Source organism: Halogranum rubrum, assembly GCF_900114455.1.
GTDB classification, from domain to species: domain Archaea; phylum Halobacteriota; class Halobacteria; order Halobacteriales; family Haloferacaceae; genus Halogranum; species Halogranum rubrum.
In genome coordinates this window covers 166,514-186,720 of sequence record NZ_FOTC01000001.1, presented here as the reverse complement: position 1 = coordinate 186,720, position 20,207 = coordinate 166,514, and the positions used below count along the sequence as shown (strand labels likewise).

Genomic DNA, 20,207 nt, shown 5'->3' with positions numbered 1-20,207 from the left:
CACCGCGATTTCTTTATTCGAGTTCTCGACCGACGAGCGACGGTACTTGTTTTTCCTCACCAGTCGGTCGGCCACAGCCCTGCCGCACGCATCCCGCGCTCGAAGTCGGCCTCTCTGAACGCCTCGGCGACGTGACTTCGGTCGAGTCGCGGAATCTCGCGGGTGGCGAGTTCCTGCACGAGCAACGCCGTCAGCATCGCGTGTTCGCGGAGGTTCCGTCGGTCGACTTTGTCGCGCGTGTCGGCCGACGTGTGTCCCCACCCGCGACCGCGTTCGCCGCTGTCGCTGTGTAACTGTAGTGCGGGGACGCCCTCGCGGACGAACGGCCACTGGTCGCTGAAGGGGTGTGGCTCCGAGACGACGCGTATCGGCTGGCCCGTGTCGTCGGCGACCGCTCGCGCTACGTCTCCCGTCGCCTCGGAGGTGTGCGTCATCGCGACGAGGTCACGGAACCGACCTGCGCCGTCGACGTTGACGACGGCCGAAACCTCGTCGTGGTCGACGACGCCGGCGAGATGGTCTGAACCGACGAGTCCCGTCTCCTCACAGCCGACTGCTGCGACTCGAACACCGCAGTCGAGAGCCGGTTCCATCGCCGCGAGGAGGCGGGTCGCCGCGGCGACGACTGCGACGCCACAGCCGTTGTCGAGTGCGCCTTCACCCACGTCGTGGGCGTCGTAGTGGGCGAGGAGGAGGACGTCGCCCACGGTGTCTCCGTCGGAGCCGACCCGTCCGAGGACGTTCTGGCTCTCCGCCGGGTCGGTTCGGGCGTCGACCGAGAGTCGAATTCGACCGCCGCGGTCGGCGTACTCCGTCAGCCACGCACCCGTCTCCTTCGAGACGCCGACGGCGATGGCGTCGGCCTCTTCGTCGAACCGGAGCGCGCCCGTCGGCGGCAGTTGTCCGGGGATGTGGTTGACGAAGACGAAGCCGACGGCTCCCGCTTCGAGGGCGTGGCCGAACTTCTCCATCCGGTGGACGAACCGCCCACCGTCGGGGGTGGTCGTACTGGCGACGGCAATCTTCCCGTCGACGTCACAGTCGTCGACTTCCGCCGGCGTTCCGTAGCCGACGTCGACGAGCGGTGCTTCGACCTCGCCCGGCGGACAGTAGGGGAGCGCGATGGTCTCGAAGGAGCGTTCGTCCGGTTCGAGTAGGTCGAGTGTCGCCGACCCGCGTGTCCAGCGCTCCGTCTCGAACGACTGGCGGTGAACGTCGTCGGCCCCGGCGTCGCGGAAGGCCGTCGCGACGCGTTCGGCCGCACGGCGTTCGCCGTCGCTCCCGCCCATCCGGTTCTCGATGGCGGTGAGGTCGGAGAGAAGGTTCCACGCGACGTCGTCTGGGTCGGCCAGCCACGCTCGGCCGAGTGCAGCAGCGATGTGGTCGTCCATGGGGCGTGTTCACGTGGGGGTGACAAAGGCGCGTGGGTCGCGTCAGAAGCGAGCTACTGTGCTGTTCCTGTGTCGTGTACGCAACCGGTTCGACAAGACTTACCACTACGACGACCGACCCTCTCCCAATGAGTTCGGTTCCCGAACGGAGCGACATCGACGAGGAGTACAAGTGGGACCTCGAGAGCATCTACGCCGACGAGGACGAGTGGGAGACGGCCTACGAGGACGTCGAGAGCCGTGTCGACGACATCCGCGCGTACGAGGGGCGCCTCACCGAGGACGCCGAGACACTGCTCGACGCGCTCGAACTGGAGGAAGCCGTCATGCGCGACGTCTCGAAAGTCGCCTCCTACGCGCAGCTTCGCAGTAGCGAGGACACCCGCAACCAGGAGTATCAAGCGCTGTCGGCACGAGCGCAGTCCCTCGCCTCGAAGGCCCAGAGTGCGGCGAGTTTCATCGAACCGGAACTCCAGCAGCACCTCGACGAGGAGGAACTGGCCTCGTTCGTCGACGACGAACCCGACCTCGGGGAGTACGAACAGTACTTCGACGACGTGCTGCGGATGAAACCGCACACCCGCTCGGCGGAAGTCGAAGAACTGCTCGCAGAACTCTCGGAAGTGACGGGCGCATCGAGCGACATCTACAGCATGCTGTCGAACGCGGACATGACGTTCCCCACCGTCGAGAACCCCGAAGGCGAGGACGTCGAAATCTCGCAAGGCAACTTCACGAAGCTCCTGAAGCATCCGAACCGCGAGTTCCGCCAGACCGTCCACGAGGAGTTCTACGACGAGTGGGCCGACGTGCGCAACTCGGTCGGGACGGCGCTGAAGAACAGCGTCAAGACGGACGTGAAGCTGGCTCGTGCCCGGAACTACGAGACGGCCCGCGAGGCGTCGCTGAACGGCCCGAACGTCCCCGTCGAAGTGTACGACAACCTGCTGGACACCGTCCGCGACAACCTGGACTACCTTCACCGCCACGCCGACTTGAAGCGACAGGCGCTGGACGTCGACGAACTCCAGATGTGGGACCTCTACATGTCGCTGACGGGCGACGAAGGCCCCGAAATCCCCTACGAGCAGGCCAAAGAGTACATCGTCGAGGCCGTCGCGCCGCTCGGCGAGGACTACCAACAGCGCGTCGCCGACGGGCTGGAGAACCGCTGGGTCGACGTCTACGAGAACCGCGGGAAGCGCTCGGGTGCGTTCTCCTCGGGGACGTACGACACCCAGCCGTTCATCATGATGAACTACCAAGACGACATCACCTCGATGTTCACCTTGGCCCACGAGTTGGGTCACTCGCTACATTCGGAGTTGGCCAAGGAGGAACAGCCGTGGCAGTACTCGGGCTACGAAATCTTCGTCGCGGAAGTCGCCTCAACGGTCAACGAGACGCTTCTGACGCACTATCTACTCGAAAACGTCGACGACGACGAACTGCGGACCCACGTCCTCGACGAGTACCTCGAACGCGTCCGGTCGACGCTCTACCGTCAGACGATGTTCGCCGACTTCGAACAGCAGATTCACGAAGTCGCCGAGGGTGACGGCGCACTCACGCCCGACACGTTCGACGAACTGTACGGCGACCTGAAGGCGGAGTTCTACGAACCCGCCGTCGTCGACGACGCGATTCGTCGCGAGTGGATGCGGATTCCACACTTCTACTACTCCTACTACGTCTACCAGTACTCGACGGGTATCAGCGCCGCCGTCTCCATCGTCGAGCGCATCCGCGAGGAGGGCGACGACGCCGCCGCCGACTACCTCGACGCCTTGGAGATGGGCGGCCGTGCCTACCCGATGGAGATTCTGGAGACGGCCGGCGTCGACATGGCCTCGCCGGAACCCATCGAAGACGCCCTCTCGGTCTACGGCGACTACCTCGACCGGATGGCCGAGCTATTGGACCTCGAATAGGTTTCGAATCCGCCATTTCGAGCGTCTTGAGGCTGTCGGCCACCGAACGCGTCCCGCGACCCAAAGGCACATTTACGCGGATACCAAACGTGGACGTAACGAATGTCACACAGCCCGTCTCTTCCAGACCGACCTCGGTTGGACCTCGACCCCGATATGTCGGACGCCGAGCGGCTGGACGCGATGCGAAAGCATTACGCACGCATCGTGCAAGTAAACGAAGAACTGGACGAGCGATTGGAGGAAGCGGACGACCGCCGTGACGACCTGCAAGAGGAAGTCGACCACCTCAAGCGACGGAACGAAGTGCTCAAGACGTCCTCTCTCTACATCGCCAGCGTCGAGGAGGTCACCGACGACGGCGTCGTCATCAAGCAACACGGCAACAACCAAGAGGTACTCACTGACGTCTCGCCGCAGCTACAGGACGACCTCGAACCGGGCGACCGTGTCGCTATCAACGACTCCTTCGCCGTGCAGCGGCTGCTCGACAACGAGACCGACGCCCGAGCGCAGGCGATGGAAGTCGACGAGTCGCCGACGGTCACCTACAGCGACATCGGCGGTATCGACGAGCAGGTGCGTGAGGTGCGCGAAGCCGTCGAGGACCCGCTCGTCAACCCCGAACAGTTCGCGAAAGTCGGCGTCGACCCGCCGTCCGGTGTGCTCCTCCACGGGCCGCCGGGCACCGGGAAGACGATGCTGGCGAAGGCCGTCGCCAACGAGACCGACGCCACCTTCATCAAGATGGCCGGGTCGGAACTCGTCCAGAAGTTCATCGGCGAAGGGTCACGGCTCGTCCGCGACCTGTTCGAACTCGCCTCCGAGCGCGAACCCGCCGTCATCTTCATCGACGAGATAGACGCCGTCGCCGCCAAACGGACGGACTCGAAGACCTCCGGCGACGCGGAAGTCCAGCGGACGATGATGCAACTGCTCTCGGAGATGGACGGCTTCGAGGACCGTGGTGAGATTCGCATCATCGCGGCGACGAACCGCTTCGACATGCTCGACGAGGCCATCCTCCGACCGGGTCGGTTCGACCGTCTCATCGAAGTGCCGAAACCCGCCGTCGAAGGTCGAGAGCAGATTCTGCGTATCCACACGCGGAACATGAACATCGCCGACGACGTCGACTTCGAGGCACTCGCCGAGGAGTTAGACGACTACAGCGGCGCAGATATCGCGTCGCTGACGACGGAGGCGGGGATGTACGCCATCCGCGACGAGCGGACGACGGTCACCCACGAGGACTTCGAGCAGGCCCGCGAGAAGATAGAGGCGAGCGACGACGACTCCGACGCGGCCGCTCGAAGCTACCAGTACTGAGTCGCCGGACGCAAACGGACTGGAACGGCCTCGGACAGATTCGAACGGCTTCGAACGGAACCGCCCGCTGCTTTTTTCGGTACGCGACGATTGCCAGTGCCGTTTCGACTCCAACCGTGTTCAGTGGCGACTCTCGTCGAACGCGAGACCGGTCAGTTTGTTGAGCCCCGCTTGGAGATGTTGGTGGAACGTCGGCCCGGCGATGTCGAACGTCTCGGCGAGTTCCCCGCCGGAACTCTGCCGAGGTTGGGCGAAGTAGCCGCCGCGGTAGGCGGCCTCCACTACCTGCCGCTGACGGTCGGTGAGCGTCGTTCGGAGATGTTCACGGAACCCTTCGACCGACCGGACGGTCCGGTCTCGTTCCCGCTTTGCGACGAGTTCGGCCGAGGGGTGCGCCATCGTGAACCCCTCGACGAGCAACCGGATGTCCGTCTCCGGTGGGACGACGGCGTGGATGTGCATCGACCCGGGCGTCACCCGGACGGGCGAGACAGTCGCCCCCGAATCGAGGAGGACGCGAAGCGGCGACTCCGTGAGGGTACACTCGACGGTTCCGCCCGTAGCACCGTCCTCGAGGATTCGCGTTCGTTCGATACCCTCGGTCGTCTCCGCGTGATCGACGACGTTGCTCGGTGCGGCCTCGCGGACCCGGAGGTAGCAGTGGAGTCCTGCGGGACTGGGGATGACGCCGTCGACGTCGAGCGTGCACTCTGCTGCCGAGGCGAGACCGGCGAGCGTCGAGCCAGCACCGACGGTCAGTTCTAGTTCGGTCAGCGTGTCCGCAAAGAGGAGACGTCGGTTCTCGACGGCGTTGATGGCGTAGCCGATAGTCTCGCCGAGTACTTCGAAGGCGTGTCGCTCGCTCTCGCCGAACGCCTCCGGACGGAGTGCGTTGACGACGAGGACGCCGTAGGTGTGGCCGAGATACGAGATGGGGATGAGCGCGAAAGAGCGGTAGCCACCGTCGAGAGCGACGTCCTTCAGACCGTCCGGGACGGACGGTACGTCGTGAAGATACTGGACTGCCTCGACAGTCGCGTCGGTAAGCGCCGTGTCGAGTTCGGGGAGGGTCGTCCGGTCGCCACTGAGGGCGTCAACCCACGCGTCGCCGTCGGCGTTCGATGCCTCTCGCACCGAGAGACCGTCGCCGTCGAGTGTCGGCGCGACGACGAGCGCAGACCCGTAGAGATGCGAGGATGCGAGTTGGTCACAGACCGTCGACTCGACCTCGTCGCGGGTGACGCCGTCCAAGAGCGAGTCGACGACGTCGTGGACGAGCGTGTTCACCTGGTTGTACGTCTCGATTTCGTCGTTCTGTGTGGCGACGCGGAGTTCCGACTCCTTGCGGTCGGTGATGTTCAGGTGGGCGACGAGGACGAACTCCGTATCCCGAAACGGAAAGCGGATGGCACGCATCGTGAACCAGCGCTGTTCGTCCGGCCCGTGACAGGGGTACTCGAAAGAGAACTCGTCTTGGTCCTCACGGAGGACACGTTCGATTCCCGCTACGGCGGTCTGTGCGTCGTCGTCGTCGGACGACTTGCACACTTGGAGGTAGTTCACACCGAGTGTGTGGGCTGGGCCTTGAATCCCGTTCTCGTCGCCGAAGCGTCGCCACGCCTGATTGGTGTAGACGATTTCGGCGTCGGTGTTCAGTATCGCGACCTGTGTCGGCAGTGCGTCGAAGCCCGCTTCCGTGAGCGACCGTTCGGGGGTTGACCCGGAGACCCCGTCGACCCGACTGCGCTCGGGAGCGGATGAGTGGTTGTCGTGTGGAGCGTTCATGGCATTCCGGCTCTAGAGGCAGGTGTTAGAACAGACGACAGATAAATAATTTGGAAGGAATAGTTATCCGACTGACTAGACGTCAGACGGCTGAGAACGCGGATACTGCCGGGGGCCCCACTGTGTGTTTGACGGGGTTCGCGGGTGTTCGCGTTACCGGTGTGCGAGCGTGAGCGAACGAACGACTTGCTCGAGTTCCGCCCGTTCTGTCGGTTTCTTGTGGACGGTGAGACCCGGCGTGTGTCGAAGTTCCGACTCGAACGTCGGGGAGAGATGCGTCGTCAACAACAGTACCGAGATATCCTGTTCGTGGAGGCGGCGGCAGAGTCGCTGGACGCGACTCGTGACGGACCGAACGTCGACGACGGCGAGCGAGACGGCGTGCGGGTCGGCGAGCACCTCGTCGATTCCCTCGCTGGACGTCACCGAGTCGAACAGACACCCGGCCGAGTGAGCGGTCGCCTCAAGTAGGTCGGCGTTGGTCTGGTTCGTCCCGATAGCGACGACGCTTTCGGTGGGATGGTCCTGAATCGACGGTCCGACGGAGATGGACTCTGGAGCAGTGGGGGACATGTTGAAAGAGTAGAAGTAACCTATCGGCATAGGTCGACTACCTAATGAGACAGGTATCGGTGTGACAGTGTCACTCCTCCAGGTCGGCCGGGTCGAGGCCGCAGCGTTCGTAGAACTCCTCGGGTGTGTCGTCGATTCGTTCGAACCGACCGAAGTCGCGTTCGTGGTGGCGAATCATCTGCTCGATTATCCACGAGCTGAACTGTTCGTCGAACGACCAGTCGCCGTCCGGACAGTCGACGTCGAACCGCTCGTCGGTCGAGAACGTGACGTAGACGTGGTAGAACCCGAGGATGACGTCGGCGAACTCGTGGGCTTTGGTCCCACACTCGCCGCGTTTGGCCTCCAGTTCGTCACGACCGGCGTCGGTGAGAGCGAAGTACTTCCGGTCGGGTTCGTCCTCTCGTTCGACGCGTTCGGCCCAGCCTTTCTCCTCGAACTTGTAGAGGATGGGGTAGACGGAGCCGTAGGACGGTTCCCAGTGACCACCGCTCAGGTCGTGAATCTCTTTGAGAATCTCGTAGCCGTACCGTGGTCGTTCCTCCAAGAGTTCGAACACGAGGTACGAGATGAGTCCTTTCGGCGGTCCACTTTTCCGCATTGCCCGTCCGTTCCTGTGGTGGTCGTGAAAGGGTTTCGGTTGTGGCCGTCTCAGGCCTTCTCGTCTCTCTCTGTCTCCGTAGACGCCTCGAAGTCGACGTCGACGACGTCGCCGGCGAGTGCGACGTGGCCGTAGTTGACGAGGGCGACGAGAACGCTCCCGCCGAGTACGTTGCCGAGCGTCGTCCACAGGAGGAAGTGGCCGTAGTCGGCGACGGAGACGGTCTGTCCGAGTAAGAGTCCGGTGAGCACCTCCGTCGTACCGAGGAGTGCGTGGTGGAACGGGGCGAACCCGATAGCCGCGGCGACGATGACGATGATGAGCACTCGAGAGACCGTATCCCGCGTCGCGGCGACGAGCCACGTCATCAGCCCCATGAGCCACCCGGCGACGACGCCGCTCAAGAGGACGACCCACCACGGGTGGTCGACGAGGGCAGTCGCGAGCGACTCGGCGGCGGCCGGGGTGACGATGCCGAACGCGGGACCGAGGACGGCGATGAATGCGGCGAAGGCGGCACAACCAAGGAGGTTCGAGACGTAGACGTTCCCCCACAGTCGACCGACTTTGCGGACACTAGTTCGCCCGTCGAGCACCGGCAGAACGGCCATCGTCGTGTGGGCGGTGAACAGTTCGGTCTGGCCGAGGACGACGAACAGAAACCCGACCGACGACAGGAGGGCGAGCGTGACCTGTTTCACGAGTGGCGAGGGAAAACTCGGCGAGAAGGTGAGCGCCATCGCCATGAACAGCGCGCCGAAACTCACGTTGAGGCCAGCGGCGACCCCCGAGAGGAAGACCCCCTTGGAGGGTCGGTTTATCTCTCGGAGGGCGTTCTCGAGTTCGCGCTCGAGTATCTTTTCGTACGAGAGACTCGCGCCCTGTGGGTCGTCGCTGGTCATCAGACGGAAGGTTCACCATCCTGTGAAAAAACCGCTGGGGCCGAAAGAGAGAACACGCAAACCCCTTTACCGGAGGGTCCTAAGGGCCGCACATGCCGAATGCACCCCAGACGGACGAAGGGTGGTACGTGCTGCACGACTTCCGCAGCATCGACTGGGACGCCTGGCGCGACGCGCCCGAGCGTGAACGACAGTTGGCCGTCGACGAAGGTGTGACCTACCTCGAAGACCACGAGGCCGTCGCCGATGCCGACGAGGGTGCCTCCGCGGTCTTCTCGGTGCTCGGACACAAAGCCGACCTGCTCGTCGTGCACTTCCGCCCGACGCTGGACGCACTGTCGACCGCAGAGCGCCGCTTCGAACAGACGGCGCTCGCCGCGGTCACGGAGCAACCGACCTCCTACGTCTCCGTCACCGAAGTCTCGGGCTACGTCTCCGACGACTGGTTCGAAGGGAACAAAGACGACATCGACACCGGCCTCCGCCGCTACATTGAGGGGAAACTCAAACCCGACATTCCGGACGACGAGTACGTCTCGTTCTACCCGATGAGCAAACGTCGTGGCGAACAGGACAACTGGTACGACCTCTCCTTCGAGGAGCGCGCCGAGTTGATGTCCGGTCACGGCGAGGTCGGAAAAGAGTACGCCGGAAAGATCAAACAGGTCATCGCCTCCTCCGTCGGCTTCGACGACCACGAGTGGGGCGTGACGCTGTTCTCGGACGACCCCGCACACATCAAGGACATCGTCTACGAGATGCGCTTCGACGAGGCCTCTTCGCGCTACGGTGAGTTCGGCGACTTCTACGTCGGGCGACGCTTCCCGCCGTCGGACCTCGGCGCGTACCTCGACGGCGAGTCGGTGCCGACGAGCGAACACGAGGGTGCGCATGCACACGCACACGGCCACGGAGAGGGCGGCCATCACGGTCACGGTAGCGACGAAGGAGGCCACCACGGCGAGAGCGGGGGTCACCACGACCACGGCGACGAGGCGGGCCACCCCCACGGCGGAGAGGACGGCGACGAAGACGACGAAGAGGACATCCGCGGCGAGTTGTCGGACCTGAACATCTACGCGGGCAAGCCGCACGGCGAGGACGTGTACGCGACGGTGCTCTACTCGGAGGCCGACGCCGACGAGTTGTTCGAGGAAGTCGACGGTCTGCGCAAGAACTTCGACCACTACGGCACGCACGTCAAGACGGCCGTATACGGCGCGAACGAACGCGACCGCTCGGCCGTCGTCAGCATCTGGGAGACGGCGAGCGCCGCCGACACAGCGGCAGGATTCCTCTCGGAGTTACCGGGAATCGTCGAACGCGCGGGCGAGGAGTCCGGGTTCGGCACGATGGGGATGTTCTACACCGTCAAACCCGAACACCGCGAGGACTTCGTCGAGAAGTTCGGCGTCGTCGGGGGTCTGCTGGACGACATGGAGGGCCACCACGACACCGACCTGATGGTGAATCAGGAGGACGAAAACGACATGTTCATCGCCAGCCAGTGGCGCTCGAAGGACGACGCGATGGGCTTCTTCCGCTCTGAGGCCTTCCGTGATACGGTCTCGTGGGGACGCGACGTGCTCGCCGACCGACCGCGACACGTCTTCTTGGCCTGAAGCCGGCACGGAGTTGCTTTTTTGCTGAACTGTTAAGCACACCTCGCGCGTAGCCAGCGCCATGGTCGCCCTCGAAACGGTCTATCAAGCCCTCGCCATACTGGGGTTACTCGGATTCCTCCTCTACGTACTCAAGACCCTTCCTGCGCTTGCTCGTGACCGATACGAGCGCGGGAAACGCGGTGTTCCGGACAAAGACGAGAAGTAGCAGGTTAGCTCAGTCGCCGGCGCGAACGTAGCCGACGACGCCGAGCAGTCCCCCGAAGAGCGTCGCGACGGCCCACTTCCGACCGTCGTCACGACCGGTGAGACGGGCGTGAGCGACGAGGGCGGCGGCGAGCACGGAGTGGACGACGAGCGTGACGACGGCGAACAGTCCGCCGAGTCGTCGGAATGAGCGCTTCATGGCTCGACTCAGTCGTCAGCGACCTGTTTGTCGATGTTGGCGGCGCGGATGTCGTCGCCGTCCATCGAGGAACGGAGACTGTCCATCCCGTCGTCGCGGTCGATGCCGAAGTTCGTCTGGTAGAGTTCCTCGACGCGTTCGACTTCCTCGTCCGACAGCGGCGGCGTCTCGGAGGCGGCGGCCCACTCACGGATGTCCTCGGCGGTGTAGAACGTCGGCGTGACGGACGCGACGGCGTCGTGGCTCAGGAGCCACTGGATGGCGGCCTGCCCCATCGTTCGTTCTCCGTCGCGTTCGAGGAAGCGTAGCGTCTCCAGTTTCTCCCAGCCAGTCTCGTACCACGCGTCGGGGCGGAACCCGCGGTGGTCGCCCGCTTCGAGTTCGGTGTCCGGACGGACGTGCTCGTTCAGGAGGCCCGAAGAGTGCGGGACGCGGGCGACGACGGAGGTGTCTGCGCCGGTCGCCTCGATGTGGTCCAGTGCGTGTCGGCCCGGTGTCTGCTCGAAGACGTTGAAGACGGTCTGGATGCCGTCGAAGTCGAGGTCGACGGCGCGTTCGTGTTCGGCCAGCCAGCCGATGGAGGGGCCCATTGCCCAGCCGAGAGCGTCGACGAGACCCTCTTCTTTCAGTTCTTCGAGCGTCTCCATCACGTCGGGCGTGACTTCGTCGACGTTCGCGTTGTGGAGTTGGAGATACTCGACGTGGTCGGTGTCGAGGCGGTCGAGACTGCGCTCGACGCAGGTCCGAATCCAGTCGGGTTCCAAGTTCTTCGGCAGTTCGCCGTGCCCGGCTTGCGGGTGGTTGTAGAAGTCGTAGCCGACTTTCGTCCCGAGCGTAATCTCGTCGCGGTACTCGTCAAGTGCGCGCGCGAGCAGTTTCTCCGACTCGCCGTGGCCGTAGACGTCACCCGTATCGAAGTAGGTGATGCCCTGGTCGAGCGCGAGTTGGACCATCTCGATGGTCTCCTCGTCGCTTCTGTCGCCCCACCAGTCGGTGCCGACGACCCACGCACCGAAGCCGACTTCACTCACTTCGACGCCGGAGTCGCCGAGCGTGCGATAGTTCATACGTGCGTGATAGGAGTCGGCGCACTTATCGGAACCGGTTCGACCGGAAAGCCCTTGCCCGCTGGCGGGGTGTTCTCTGTCGATGACCCGCGACGACCCCCTCCAGTCGCAACTCGACGTCCTCACGGTACTAGTCGCAGTCGTCGGCCTCGGACTCTTCGTCGGCGGCGTCGTCGAGACGTTCGCGACGCTCTTCGCGCTCGGTACGGTCGTGTTCGTCCTGTATCGAATCGTCCAGCGAGGGAGATAGTCGTCGGGTGACGGAGCGATTCGTGCCAGAAATTGTGTGGGAGAATCACATGCCAGCACGGGGATTGACGTCGTTTTCACACACCCGAATCCATTTGAATGCTCCCGCCGAACGAGGTTGCATGACCAAGCGACACGTCTCCCTGCCGGTGGAGGCTGAGTCCGGCCTCCAGGCGTTTCTCGAAGAAGTCGACGAGCGACTGTCGTCCGACGAGAGCACCTGTGAGGTAGTACAGGACACGCTCGTCGACCTGTTCGGCGACCGTGACGCCTACGAACGCTGGCAGGAAGGCGAAGAGGTCACACCGGCAGAACGCGTCCGTCTGCAGGGGTACGACCCCTGCAACTCGACGCTGGAGTCGGAGTACTACGCCGAGAAAGACGAAGAGCGCTATCGACGCTCGAAACATCTCCAGTGGCTCTGGCGGCAGTTCGACGCGACGCCGATGGCAGACAACGTCGAGTTCGCGCTCCGGTTCCGACAGATGCTCGCCAACCACCTCTTCGAGGAGGCGGGCGAGAACCTCCGCATCTTCAAGGGCGTCTCCTTCTCCTACGGGCACAACATCACCGTCGGCGACAACACCATCATCCACGACGACGTCCACCTCGACGACCGGGGGAAACTGACGATTGGAAGTCGTGTCTCTATCTCCGACGACGCCCACATCTACAGCCACGACCACGACGTCGTCGACCAGACGGAGGTCAGAAACTTCCACACCGTCATCGAGGACGACGTCCGCATCACCTACGACGCGATGATTCGCGCCGGGACGCACGTCGGTGAGAACGCCATCGTCGGCGCGCGCTCGAACGTCCAAGGCGACGTTCCCGCCCATCACATCGTCGTCGGTGCGCCAGCCAAGAGTGTGAAGATCAAACCCGGCTACGAAGACGAAGCCGAAGACATCGGCGACGGCCGACTGGAGAGCCACCAAGACGAACGAGAGATACCGTACGACCTCCCCGAGGACCTCGACGTCTTCGACGAGTTCCAGCGTGACATCGACGGTCCCATCCATCCCCACAAGCGGCCGTAACTCGCAGCGACTCAACTACCTCGCAGAGACGAACGTGAGCGACGGTGTTCTGCAACGAACTGTTGTCTCTCGTGACGACGAAATCGGCCGACACGTATAAGTGAAACAATCGAAGCAACGAAGTTCCTTGACAACATAGAACATGGTATGGATTGGCTGGCCTGGATATTCCTCTATGCGGTGGCTCTCGTGGTCTTCCAGGTGCTCGTCTACCGGTACCTGTGGACCCGTGAGGAACCGTTCGAGCGGACGGCACCGCACGCCCGACCGAACAGCGACGGTGAGGCTATCGACGACGGCCGACGACACGAACGTCTTCGGACGGACGCCGCTGCCGGCCTCTGGGTCAACACCGGACCCATGTCGACGAGCGACCGCCAGTGTCCCCACTGTGGCGAGGAGAACGAACCCGACCGAGCGTTCACGTTCTGCTGGAACTGTACCGGGCGACTAGCCTGACGCGACAGTCCACAGAACGAGAAACGCAGAAGCACGACGTTTTCAGTCCACTCGGCGTAGCCGCTCGTATGTCTCGCCAGCCTCGAAGCATCGCTATCAACGTCGGTGCGAACACGAACATGCCCGGATTTCGTGGGCCGGTGTATCCGGACGGCCGGTTCGAGTACGTCCCCATCCCGGAGGAGAAGTCGACTCGAGAAGCCGTACCCACTTACGGGGACCTCGAACTCGGATTCGACGTGCCCGACGACGTACGCGACACGCCAGTCCACCTCGACCCGGAGTTTACCGAGTATCCGACCTGCGAGCACTACAGTTACGGCGACGACCACGGCGTCAAAGCCGGACCGTTGTCGAAACTCGAACCGGGTGACTCGCTGCTGTTCTACGCGACACTGACGTTTCACGGCAACGCCGACACCGCCGCCGACTGGATTGCGCCCGACTGGGGAGCGTATCTCGTCGGAGAGTTCCGCGTCGCACGTGCCGTGACCGGTGACGACTATGCGGCACTCTCGGCCGACGACCGAGCGGCCTTCTCGAACAACGCCCACGTCAAACGCGACCCCGTCGACGCGAAGGTGTTGGTCGAAGGCGAGGACACCTCGCGACTCTTCGAGTACGCCGTCCCGCTGTCGAGTTCGGAAGCGGGCGCGACGGCGAATCGACTCGTCACGGAGTTGTCGAACGACTCGGGGAAGGGGCCGTGGTGGCGACGCCGACTGTGGTACGACGCCGACGCGACACGAGAACTCCGCGACATCGTCGACGGGTGGCCGACCTCTTCGGTTTGCTGACAGAGGGGGTTATTCTCTCAGAGAACCATTATCGACCGATGTCCGCAACGCCCGAAGACCGGCGCACTAACGTCGAGTATCGAACGATTCAGGGTCGAGAGACGCGAGTACGCACTATCCCCGACGAGATATACGTCGAGTGGCGACCAGGGCGACCGGTCTACTTCGGCGTCCGAGTCGGCGACCACATCAAAGACGCCGACCGCGACGTCGAATCTGCCCACATCACGGAGTGGGAAGTCGTCGAGATTACACCCGAGACAGTCGTCGGTGTGAACCAGAAGAACGGCGAACGGACCGAGTGGGACCGCCGCGACCTCGAACAGAGACTCGTCACTCGTCAGTACGCGACTAACCTCTCGGAGTTCGCGACGCTCACCGTTCATCCGGTGGGCAGTTGGGAGAGCTACGAGGCGGCGACCGACGCAGACAAACCCACCCGAGAGCCGTCGGTCAACGTCGTCGTCTTCGGGAACAACGGCGAGAAGTACGGCCGACGCTACCGATTCGTCGAACCCGGCGAAACCACCCGTATCGAACTACTGGACCAGGACGCGAGTATCGAGCGTCTCGACTCCGAACTCCAGCGACAACTCGACGAGACCGTCCGTCAGGCGCTCGACGAAGACGGATACACGGTGCAGTGAGGTCGCGAGTTCGCGTATTCGGGAGTCTGTGAGTTCGTGGGTTCGTGAGGTCGAAACGACGACAGACGACCGTCTGTCGGGTCAGACCACACGGACCGACACCTGTCGTGTTCGCGGGCCGTCGCACTCGACGAAGAGCAGCGACTGCCACGTTCCGCAGTCGAGTTCGCCGTCGGAGACGGGGACGGTGACGCTGTTGCCGACGAGCATCGCTCGGAGGTGTGCGTCGGCGTTGCCGTCGAGTTCGTCGTGGTCCCACCCCTCGTCGGCAACCGTTTCCGAGAGGAACCGTTCGATGTCGCCGACGAGTCGGCGCTCGTTCTCTTGAAGACAGATACCGGCGGTGGTGTGTCGAACGAAGACGGTACAGAGGCCGTCCGCATCGGCCGGAACAACGTCGGCGACGCGGTCGGTGACGTCGACGACACAGAGGCGGTCGTCCGTCTCGACGGTGACGTTCATACGACCGAAAGCAGACGAATTCGCAAAAAGGTAGTCCCGGATAGAGAAAGCGGAGATTAGGCGCGGGACTCTTCGTACGCCTGGAGCAGTTCGATAGTGAGCTCGCTCTTGCTGTGGGTCGTCATGAGGTGGACACGGAGGTCCGTACGCGCCCCGTGCGACAGACCACACAGCGGGCAGGTCGATAGTTCGTCGGTCGGTTCACCCTCACTCTCCCTCAGGAGTTCACCACTGAGCATTGTCCTGAGTGTATATCGGAGTATAGGGCGATATAAGTTCGCTCACCCCTCGCCGCATTGAGTACTCTTCGAACAGAGAACGAGCGTCCTGTCATCCTCGAATGACGCTTCTCACTGGCGTTCGAGACAGTCATGCGCCGTCCGGGAGTTCACCGAGAGTAGCGAGGTGAACGTCGGCGGCGCACGACCGAGGAGTGCGCCGTCCGGGAATCGAACCGGAGTGAGACGTTCCTGCTCGCTACGCTTGCGGGCTGCGACTCACAGGATTCAACTTTCCTCCGGTGATTTTCCTCGCTTCGCTCGAAAAATGCGCCGTCCGGGAATTGAACCACGGTCGCTCACGATGTTCGCTCTCTGCTTCAATTCCCGCAGTTCCGATGACGTCTCTCACTGGCGTTCGAGACAGTCATGCGCCGTCCGGGAATTGAACCCGGGCTAGAGCCTTGGGAAGGCTCTGTCCTACCACTGGACCAACGGCGCGCACACCTGTCTACTATCCGACCCCACTTCAACGTGGCGTTTCCCACTACTGCACGTACGTCCACCGAACCCGACACAAAGGGTGGCTATTAGTTCCCTCCCTCCCTACGACTGGGCGATGAGCAACGACACCTCCGTTCTTTCCGACGTGGCTCCCCTGGACCTGCGACTCTCCGAAGCCGAACTCGACGCGACGCGTGACCATCTGACGGCGTTCATCCGTGACACCGTCGAGGACGCCGGTGCCGACGGCGCTGTCCTCGGTCTCTCCGGCGGCATCGACAGCACGCTCACCGCCTACTTAGCCGTCGAAGCGCTGGGCGAGGACGGCCTCCACGGACTCGTGATGCCCAGCGAGGTCAACACCGAGGGCAACATGAGCGACGCCGAGCGCGTCGCACAGGACCTCGGAATTGAGTACGACGTCGTCGAAATCAACCCCATCGTCGACTCGTTCTTCGAGGCCTACCCCGAGGGCGCAGACGACCAGATGGCCGCCGGCAACGTCCGCGTTCGAGCGCGTGGCATCCTGAACTACTTCGTCGCCAACCACGAGAACCGCATCGTCCTCGGCACCGGCAACCGCAGTGAAGCGATGACGGGCTACTTCACGAAGTACGGCGACCAAGCGGTCGACTGCAACCCCATTGGCAACCTCTACAAACAGCAGGTGCGCCAACTCGCCAGCCACGTCGGCGTCCCCGAGGACCTCGTGATGAAGACGCCCTCCGCCGAGATGTGGATGGGCCAGACCGACGAGGAGGAGATGGGCCTGACGTACGACACGCTCGACGCCATCCTCGCACTGCACGTCGACGGCCCGCTGTCGACGTCGGCGACGATGCGAACCCTCGACGTGACCGAAGAACAGGTCGCCCGTGTCGTCGGACTCGTCGAAGCGAGCGAACACAAACGACACATGCCGCCTGCACCCGACTCACTGCGACTGTAGAACAGGCCGGTCGGAGCGCGCTCCTTACTCTCTGTCGGCGGCGATGTCGGAAGCGTAGGCGCTCACCAGTCGGTCGAACGCCGCCGCCTCTGCGGCCTCTTGCTCTTCTCGGGGACGGTCGTCGCGCATCCGTGCTTTGACGACGGCGAGGGCGTCCGGTTTGTTGGCGGCGACGTCCTCGGCGACCGTCTTCGGGTCGGTGACGACGCGAGAGACGAGGCCGATTCGTTTCGCTTCCTCGGCGTCGACGACGCGACCCGAGAGTGCGAAGTCCATCGCGTCGCCGTCGCGGAGGACTCGCGAGAGGCGGACGGTCCCGCCCCACGCGCCGAACAGCCCGAACTTGACGCCCGGTTCCGCGAACGTCGCGTCGGGCGTCGCCACACGGAGGTCACAGGCGAGCGCGAGTTCCACGCCACCGCCGCGGGCCGCCCCGTCGACTCCGGCGACGACGACGCTCGAAGACGCCTCGATGGCTTCGGCGACGCGTTGGCCGTGCCGAGCGAACGCCGCAGGGTCGTCGAGTCTGGCGACGACGTCGAGGTCAGCACCCGCACAGAAGGCGTCGCCCGCGCCGTGAAGATAGACGACGGATGCGTCGGCGTCGGTGACGGCGGCTTCGAGCGCGTCGAGGTCGGCGGGTCGGAGCGCGTTGCGGCGGGCCGGGCGGTCGATGGTGACGACCCGGAGTAACCCCGCGTCCGTGGTGCGAATCATGGAGCGACCTGTCGCCCACTTTCCAAAGGTCTTTGCCCTTGCCGTCGCTAGAGCGGATTAATGGAAGACGCCGTGCGGGCCCGCGATGCCGCGCGTGAGGCACTCGCCGACATCGAACCCCCACAGTTACACGAGACACTCGACGACCGACTCGTCGACGCCTCCATGTCTCCCGGTGTCCTCACGTTCACGAGCGCGCGAGCACTGGAGTCGGGGGTCGACCTCGACGGAATCGCCGAGCGGGCCGCCGGAGTGCAGCTCATCTACGAAGGCTTGCGATTGACGCGAACGCTGGCACACGACGAACCGTGGGTCGACGACGCTGGCAACGATATCGACGCCGACCTCGACATCCTCGCCGCCGACGTACTCGTCTCTCGCGGCTTCTACCTCCTCGCTCGAACCGAAGCGGCGGCCCGCGCCGTCGAGACGGTTCGGGCGTTCGGTCGCGACCAGACGCGGCGGGAGACGGGCGGTGGAGACAGCGAGACGCTCGACCGGAATCTCGAAGCCGACGTGTTCGAACTCGCCGTCGTCGCCGGGACGACTGCCGTCGGCACCGACGCACCGACTGCCCTGCTGGAGTACGTCGCGAGTCTCGCCCGCGAGTACGAGGGTGACCTCCCGCCAGCAGCAGTTGCGCTCCCCGAGACGACGGCCGAACAGATTGCCACGCTCTCCGGTGACGACCGAGTGCCGTCGTCGGCGACAGACCAGTAACACTTCTCGCGGTAGTCGACAGTGCACGAAAGTCGCCTCCAGCGGCCGGGTTGTGGTACGCCACCTCACGCCATCCGCGGCGCATTTCACCACATATATATACCGTACTGCAGTATCGTTGGATGCAGAAGGCGGTACGCGGGAATAACGCCCGACGTGCCTGGGTAGCTTAGCGGTAAAGCGCGTCCTTGGTAAGGACGAGAGCCCGGGTTCAAATCCCGGCCTAGGCTTCTTCCGTTCTCTTCGAATTCGCCGACGACCGAGACTCGTCAGCGTCGGCTTCGACCGACACCAAACCGGTCGTAAGACTACACCTGTGAGCCGAACGTCGACACTCTCACCCCCCGACTGAACTATACTGATTCCTCGCGTAGTGGTAACACACCACACCCGAACTCGGGTGCTGACGACCCATGACCCTCGACACCACGACGTTCGAACACCACCTCGCTCGACTCGACACGGAGTCGCTCGTCTCGTTCGTCGCCGACGTGTGGGCCGCCAGAGGGTTCGAGACCGACGTGGAAGGCCACTTCGTCGTCGCCTCCCGCGATGGCTCGACCACCGTCTGTTGGGTCGTCGGCAAGCGTTGCTTTCGGCGAGCGACGCCGCCGGACCGCGCCGTCGACGTTGTCGTCTCTCCTGCCGCAGGTGAGACGACACGAGCAGTCGCACAGAGACAGGATGCACGCCTCCTCGATGCGACGGCACTCCGGGAGTTGCTCTGGTACGGTATCGACAGGCCGATTGCTGTCGCCCTCTGTGAGCGGTATCTGGGTGCGACCCCCGAAGCACTCCATCCTCCTGTCTCGGTTCGCGCCCGTCGCTGTCTGGCCGCCGTCGACCCCCCGGAATCGAGAACGTTCGTCGTCAGCCTCGTCGCACTCGGCCTCCTCGTGGCGGCGGGACTGGGAATTCCGTCAGGATGGCTCACGGAGAACGACGTCGAGGGAATCGGTGTCGGCGACGAGAGGGGGTTCGGAGCAGCAAGTGGAGGAGACGAAACACCGATAGCGACCGACACAGCGGACCCATCGGATTCCGTCGCAGGGACGATAGTCGACAGTCGAACCGCACCGAACGCCACGACTGCGAACGTCTCCGGTGTCTCGGATGTTCCGGGCCTCTCGGCCGACGGTATCGACGACCTCTCTGCACTGGCGAGGGCACACGAGCAAGCGGTCGAGAACCGGTCGTACACGCTGTGGCTCGACGTGTACGAACCGCAAGAGGGAGACCCGGATGGGCCGCGACTCCAACGCGACATCGACGTCGCCGTCGACGGCGGACGATATCTCCTCGTCACGGAGACCGAAGTCGGCGACAACCGTACTCGCGTCGGGTCGGTCTACCACGAAGGAGCCGACTGGTTCGTCGAGGGTGACGACGAGGCGAACGCCTCGTGGCGGCAGGTCACCGAGTCGGAGGCGAGCGTCTTCGGGCCGAACCCGTTCGTCCTCGCAGAGACTGGTGTCGAGCAGTTCCTCTCGACGCCGGAGACGGCAGTCGTCGGCCGTCTAGATATCGACGGAGAGACGCACTATCGTGTCGTGGGACGAGGACCGCCGAACGGCACGTTCTCGGCACAGATGATGGAGTACACCGTCGTCGCACTCGTCGACGAGACGGGGTTCGTCACGGATCTCGCCGTCGACTACACGGTCGTGACGAGCGGTCAGCCCTACCGCGTCCGGTTCGAGTGGACGTACGGAAATCTGGACGAGACAGTCGTCGACGCGCCAGTACCACGAGACGACGGAGCGTAGCGCGGGAGGTGTACGCGTTGTGCGTGAAGATGTCAAGAGATGATAATGGATATTTATTCCACTTTGGCC

At 63.8% G+C, this 20,207-nt stretch carries 22 protein-coding genes and 2 tRNA genes; 13 read left to right on the top strand and 11 right to left on the bottom strand.

The window, feature by feature from the left end:
• Window positions 1-56: 56 nt before the first annotated feature.
• Window positions 57-1,391 (bottom strand): M28 family peptidase, encoded by a 1,335-nt coding sequence (locus BM083_RS00965; RefSeq protein ID WP_089864576.1) that lies wholly within the window; start codon window positions 1,389-1,391, stop codon window positions 57-59.
• A 128-nt stretch (window positions 1,392-1,519) separates the two neighbouring features.
• On the opposite strand from BM083_RS00965, the gene pepF reads away from it, so the two are divergent.
• Window positions 1,520-3,322 (top strand): oligoendopeptidase F, encoded by a 1,803-nt coding sequence (pepF, locus tag BM083_RS00960; RefSeq protein WP_089864573.1) that lies wholly within the window; start codon window positions 1,520-1,522, stop codon window positions 3,320-3,322.
• A 102-nt stretch (window positions 3,323-3,424) separates the two neighbouring features.
• Entirely contained in the window at window positions 3,425-4,651 is a 1,227-nt protein-coding gene (pan2, locus tag BM083_RS00955; RefSeq protein WP_049894195.1) for a proteasome-activating nucleotidase Pan2, read from the top strand.
• 120 nt (window positions 4,652-4,771) lie between these two features.
• On the opposite strand, the gene BM083_RS00950 is transcribed toward pan2, so the two are convergent.
• The 4 genes from BM083_RS00950 to BM083_RS00935 form a co-directional block, all read right to left on the bottom strand.
• The gene (locus BM083_RS00950) at window positions 4,772-6,436 is read right to left on the bottom strand and encodes a bacterio-opsin activator domain-containing protein (protein WP_089864570.1); all 1,665 of its coding nucleotides are present in this window, start codon (window positions 6,434-6,436) and stop codon (window positions 4,772-4,774) included.
• Between the two features lie 153 nt (window positions 6,437-6,589).
• Window positions 6,590-7,009 (bottom strand): hypothetical protein, encoded by a 420-nt coding sequence (locus BM083_RS00945; RefSeq protein ID WP_089864567.1) that lies wholly within the window; start codon window positions 7,007-7,009, stop codon window positions 6,590-6,592.
• 70 nt (window positions 7,010-7,079) lie between these two features.
• The gene (locus tag BM083_RS00940; protein WP_089864564.1) at window positions 7,080-7,610 is read right to left on the bottom strand and encodes a PadR family transcriptional regulator; all 531 of its coding nucleotides are present in this window, start codon (window positions 7,608-7,610) and stop codon (window positions 7,080-7,082) included.
• A 50-nt stretch (window positions 7,611-7,660) separates the two neighbouring features.
• A complete protein-coding gene (locus tag BM083_RS00935; protein WP_089864561.1) occupies window positions 7,661-8,512 on the bottom strand; it encodes a formate/nitrite transporter family protein in 852 nt (283 codons plus the stop codon).
• 92 nt (window positions 8,513-8,604) lie between these two features.
• Between BM083_RS00935 and BM083_RS00930 the strand changes: the two genes are divergently transcribed.
• Entirely contained in the window at window positions 8,605-10,134 is a 1,530-nt protein-coding gene (locus BM083_RS00930) for a heme-binding protein (protein ID WP_089864558.1), read from the top strand.
• 61 nt (window positions 10,135-10,195) lie between these two features.
• Window positions 10,196-10,342 carry a hypothetical protein gene (locus BM083_RS23050; protein ID WP_009733030.1) on the top strand — a complete coding sequence of 49 codons (147 nt, stop codon included), beginning with the start codon at window positions 10,196-10,198 and terminating at the stop codon, window positions 10,340-10,342.
• A 9-nt stretch (window positions 10,343-10,351) separates the two neighbouring features.
• Here BM083_RS23050 and BM083_RS00925 read toward each other — a convergent pair whose 3' ends face one another.
• Window positions 10,352-10,540: a hypothetical protein gene (locus BM083_RS00925; RefSeq protein WP_089864557.1), complete on the bottom strand. Its 189-nt coding sequence runs from the start codon at window positions 10,538-10,540 to the stop codon at window positions 10,352-10,354.
• Between the two features lie 8 nt (window positions 10,541-10,548).
• Window positions 10,549-11,607 (bottom strand): aldo/keto reductase, encoded by a 1,059-nt coding sequence (locus BM083_RS00920; protein ID WP_089864554.1) that lies wholly within the window; start codon window positions 11,605-11,607, stop codon window positions 10,549-10,551.
• Window positions 11,608-11,689: 82 nt separating this feature from the next.
• Between BM083_RS00920 and BM083_RS23045 the strand changes: the two genes are divergently transcribed.
• The 5 genes from BM083_RS23045 (at window position 11,690) to BM083_RS00900 (ending at window position 14,802) form a co-directional block, all read left to right on the top strand.
• The gene (locus tag BM083_RS23045; RefSeq protein WP_177197503.1) at window positions 11,690-11,857 is read left to right on the top strand and encodes a hypothetical protein; all 168 of its coding nucleotides are present in this window, start codon (window positions 11,690-11,692) and stop codon (window positions 11,855-11,857) included.
• Between the two features lie 121 nt (window positions 11,858-11,978).
• A complete protein-coding gene (locus BM083_RS00915; RefSeq protein ID WP_049894198.1) occupies window positions 11,979-12,899 on the top strand; it encodes an acyltransferase in 921 nt (306 codons plus the stop codon).
• Between the two features lie 147 nt (window positions 12,900-13,046).
• Window positions 13,047-13,358, top strand: a complete 312-nt coding sequence (locus tag BM083_RS00910) for a DUF7577 domain-containing protein (RefSeq protein ID WP_089864550.1) — start codon at window positions 13,047-13,049, stop codon at window positions 13,356-13,358.
• A 68-nt stretch (window positions 13,359-13,426) separates the two neighbouring features.
• Window positions 13,427-14,155 carry an Nmad3 family putative nucleotide modification protein gene (locus BM083_RS00905; protein WP_089864547.1) on the top strand — a complete coding sequence of 243 codons (729 nt, stop codon included), beginning with the start codon at window positions 13,427-13,429 and terminating at the stop codon, window positions 14,153-14,155.
• 38 nt (window positions 14,156-14,193) lie between these two features.
• A complete protein-coding gene (locus BM083_RS00900; RefSeq protein WP_089864543.1) occupies window positions 14,194-14,802 on the top strand; it encodes a hypothetical protein in 609 nt (202 codons plus the stop codon).
• Between the two features lie 81 nt (window positions 14,803-14,883).
• Here BM083_RS00900 and BM083_RS00895 read toward each other — a convergent pair whose 3' ends face one another.
• The 3 genes from BM083_RS00895 to BM083_RS00885 form a co-directional block, all read right to left on the bottom strand.
• Window positions 14,884-15,264 carry a secondary thiamine-phosphate synthase enzyme YjbQ gene (locus BM083_RS00895; RefSeq protein WP_009733039.1) on the bottom strand — a complete coding sequence of 127 codons (381 nt, stop codon included), beginning with the start codon at window positions 15,262-15,264 and terminating at the stop codon, window positions 14,884-14,886.
• Between the two features lie 56 nt (window positions 15,265-15,320).
• Window positions 15,321-15,503, bottom strand: coding sequence for a hypothetical protein (locus tag BM083_RS00890; RefSeq protein ID WP_009733040.1), 183 nt, complete (start codon window positions 15,501-15,503; stop codon window positions 15,321-15,323).
• A 409-nt stretch (window positions 15,504-15,912) separates the two neighbouring features.
• Window positions 15,913-15,983 (bottom strand) — tRNA-Gly (locus BM083_RS00885).
• A 118-nt stretch (window positions 15,984-16,101) separates the two neighbouring features.
• On the opposite strand from BM083_RS00885, the gene BM083_RS00880 reads away from it, so the two are divergent.
• Complete coding sequence (locus BM083_RS00880; RefSeq protein ID WP_089864540.1) at window positions 16,102-16,935, top strand: NAD+ synthase; 834 nt, start codon at window positions 16,102-16,104, stop codon at window positions 16,933-16,935.
• A gap of 24 nt (window positions 16,936-16,959) precedes the next feature.
• Here the strand turns inward: BM083_RS00880 and BM083_RS00875 are convergent, their stop codons facing one another.
• Window positions 16,960-17,652, bottom strand: coding sequence for an enoyl-CoA hydratase/isomerase family protein (locus BM083_RS00875; RefSeq protein WP_089864537.1), 693 nt, complete (start codon window positions 17,650-17,652; stop codon window positions 16,960-16,962).
• 60 nt (window positions 17,653-17,712) lie between these two features.
• On the opposite strand from BM083_RS00875, the gene BM083_RS00870 reads away from it, so the two are divergent.
• The 3 genes from BM083_RS00870 to BM083_RS00860 all read left to right on the top strand — a co-directional run bounded on the left by BM083_RS00870 (window position 17,713) and on the right by BM083_RS00860 (window position 20,138).
• Window positions 17,713-18,372, top strand: coding sequence for a DUF7114 family protein (locus tag BM083_RS00870; protein ID WP_089864534.1), 660 nt, complete (start codon window positions 17,713-17,715; stop codon window positions 18,370-18,372).
• 158 nt (window positions 18,373-18,530) lie between these two features.
• Window positions 18,531-18,602: transfer RNA gene (locus BM083_RS00865), tRNA-Thr, on the top strand.
• A gap of 183 nt (window positions 18,603-18,785) precedes the next feature.
• Complete coding sequence (locus tag BM083_RS00860; protein ID WP_089864531.1) at window positions 18,786-20,138, top strand: hypothetical protein; 1,353 nt, start codon at window positions 18,786-18,788, stop codon at window positions 20,136-20,138.
• Window positions 20,139-20,207: the final 69 nt, after the last annotated feature.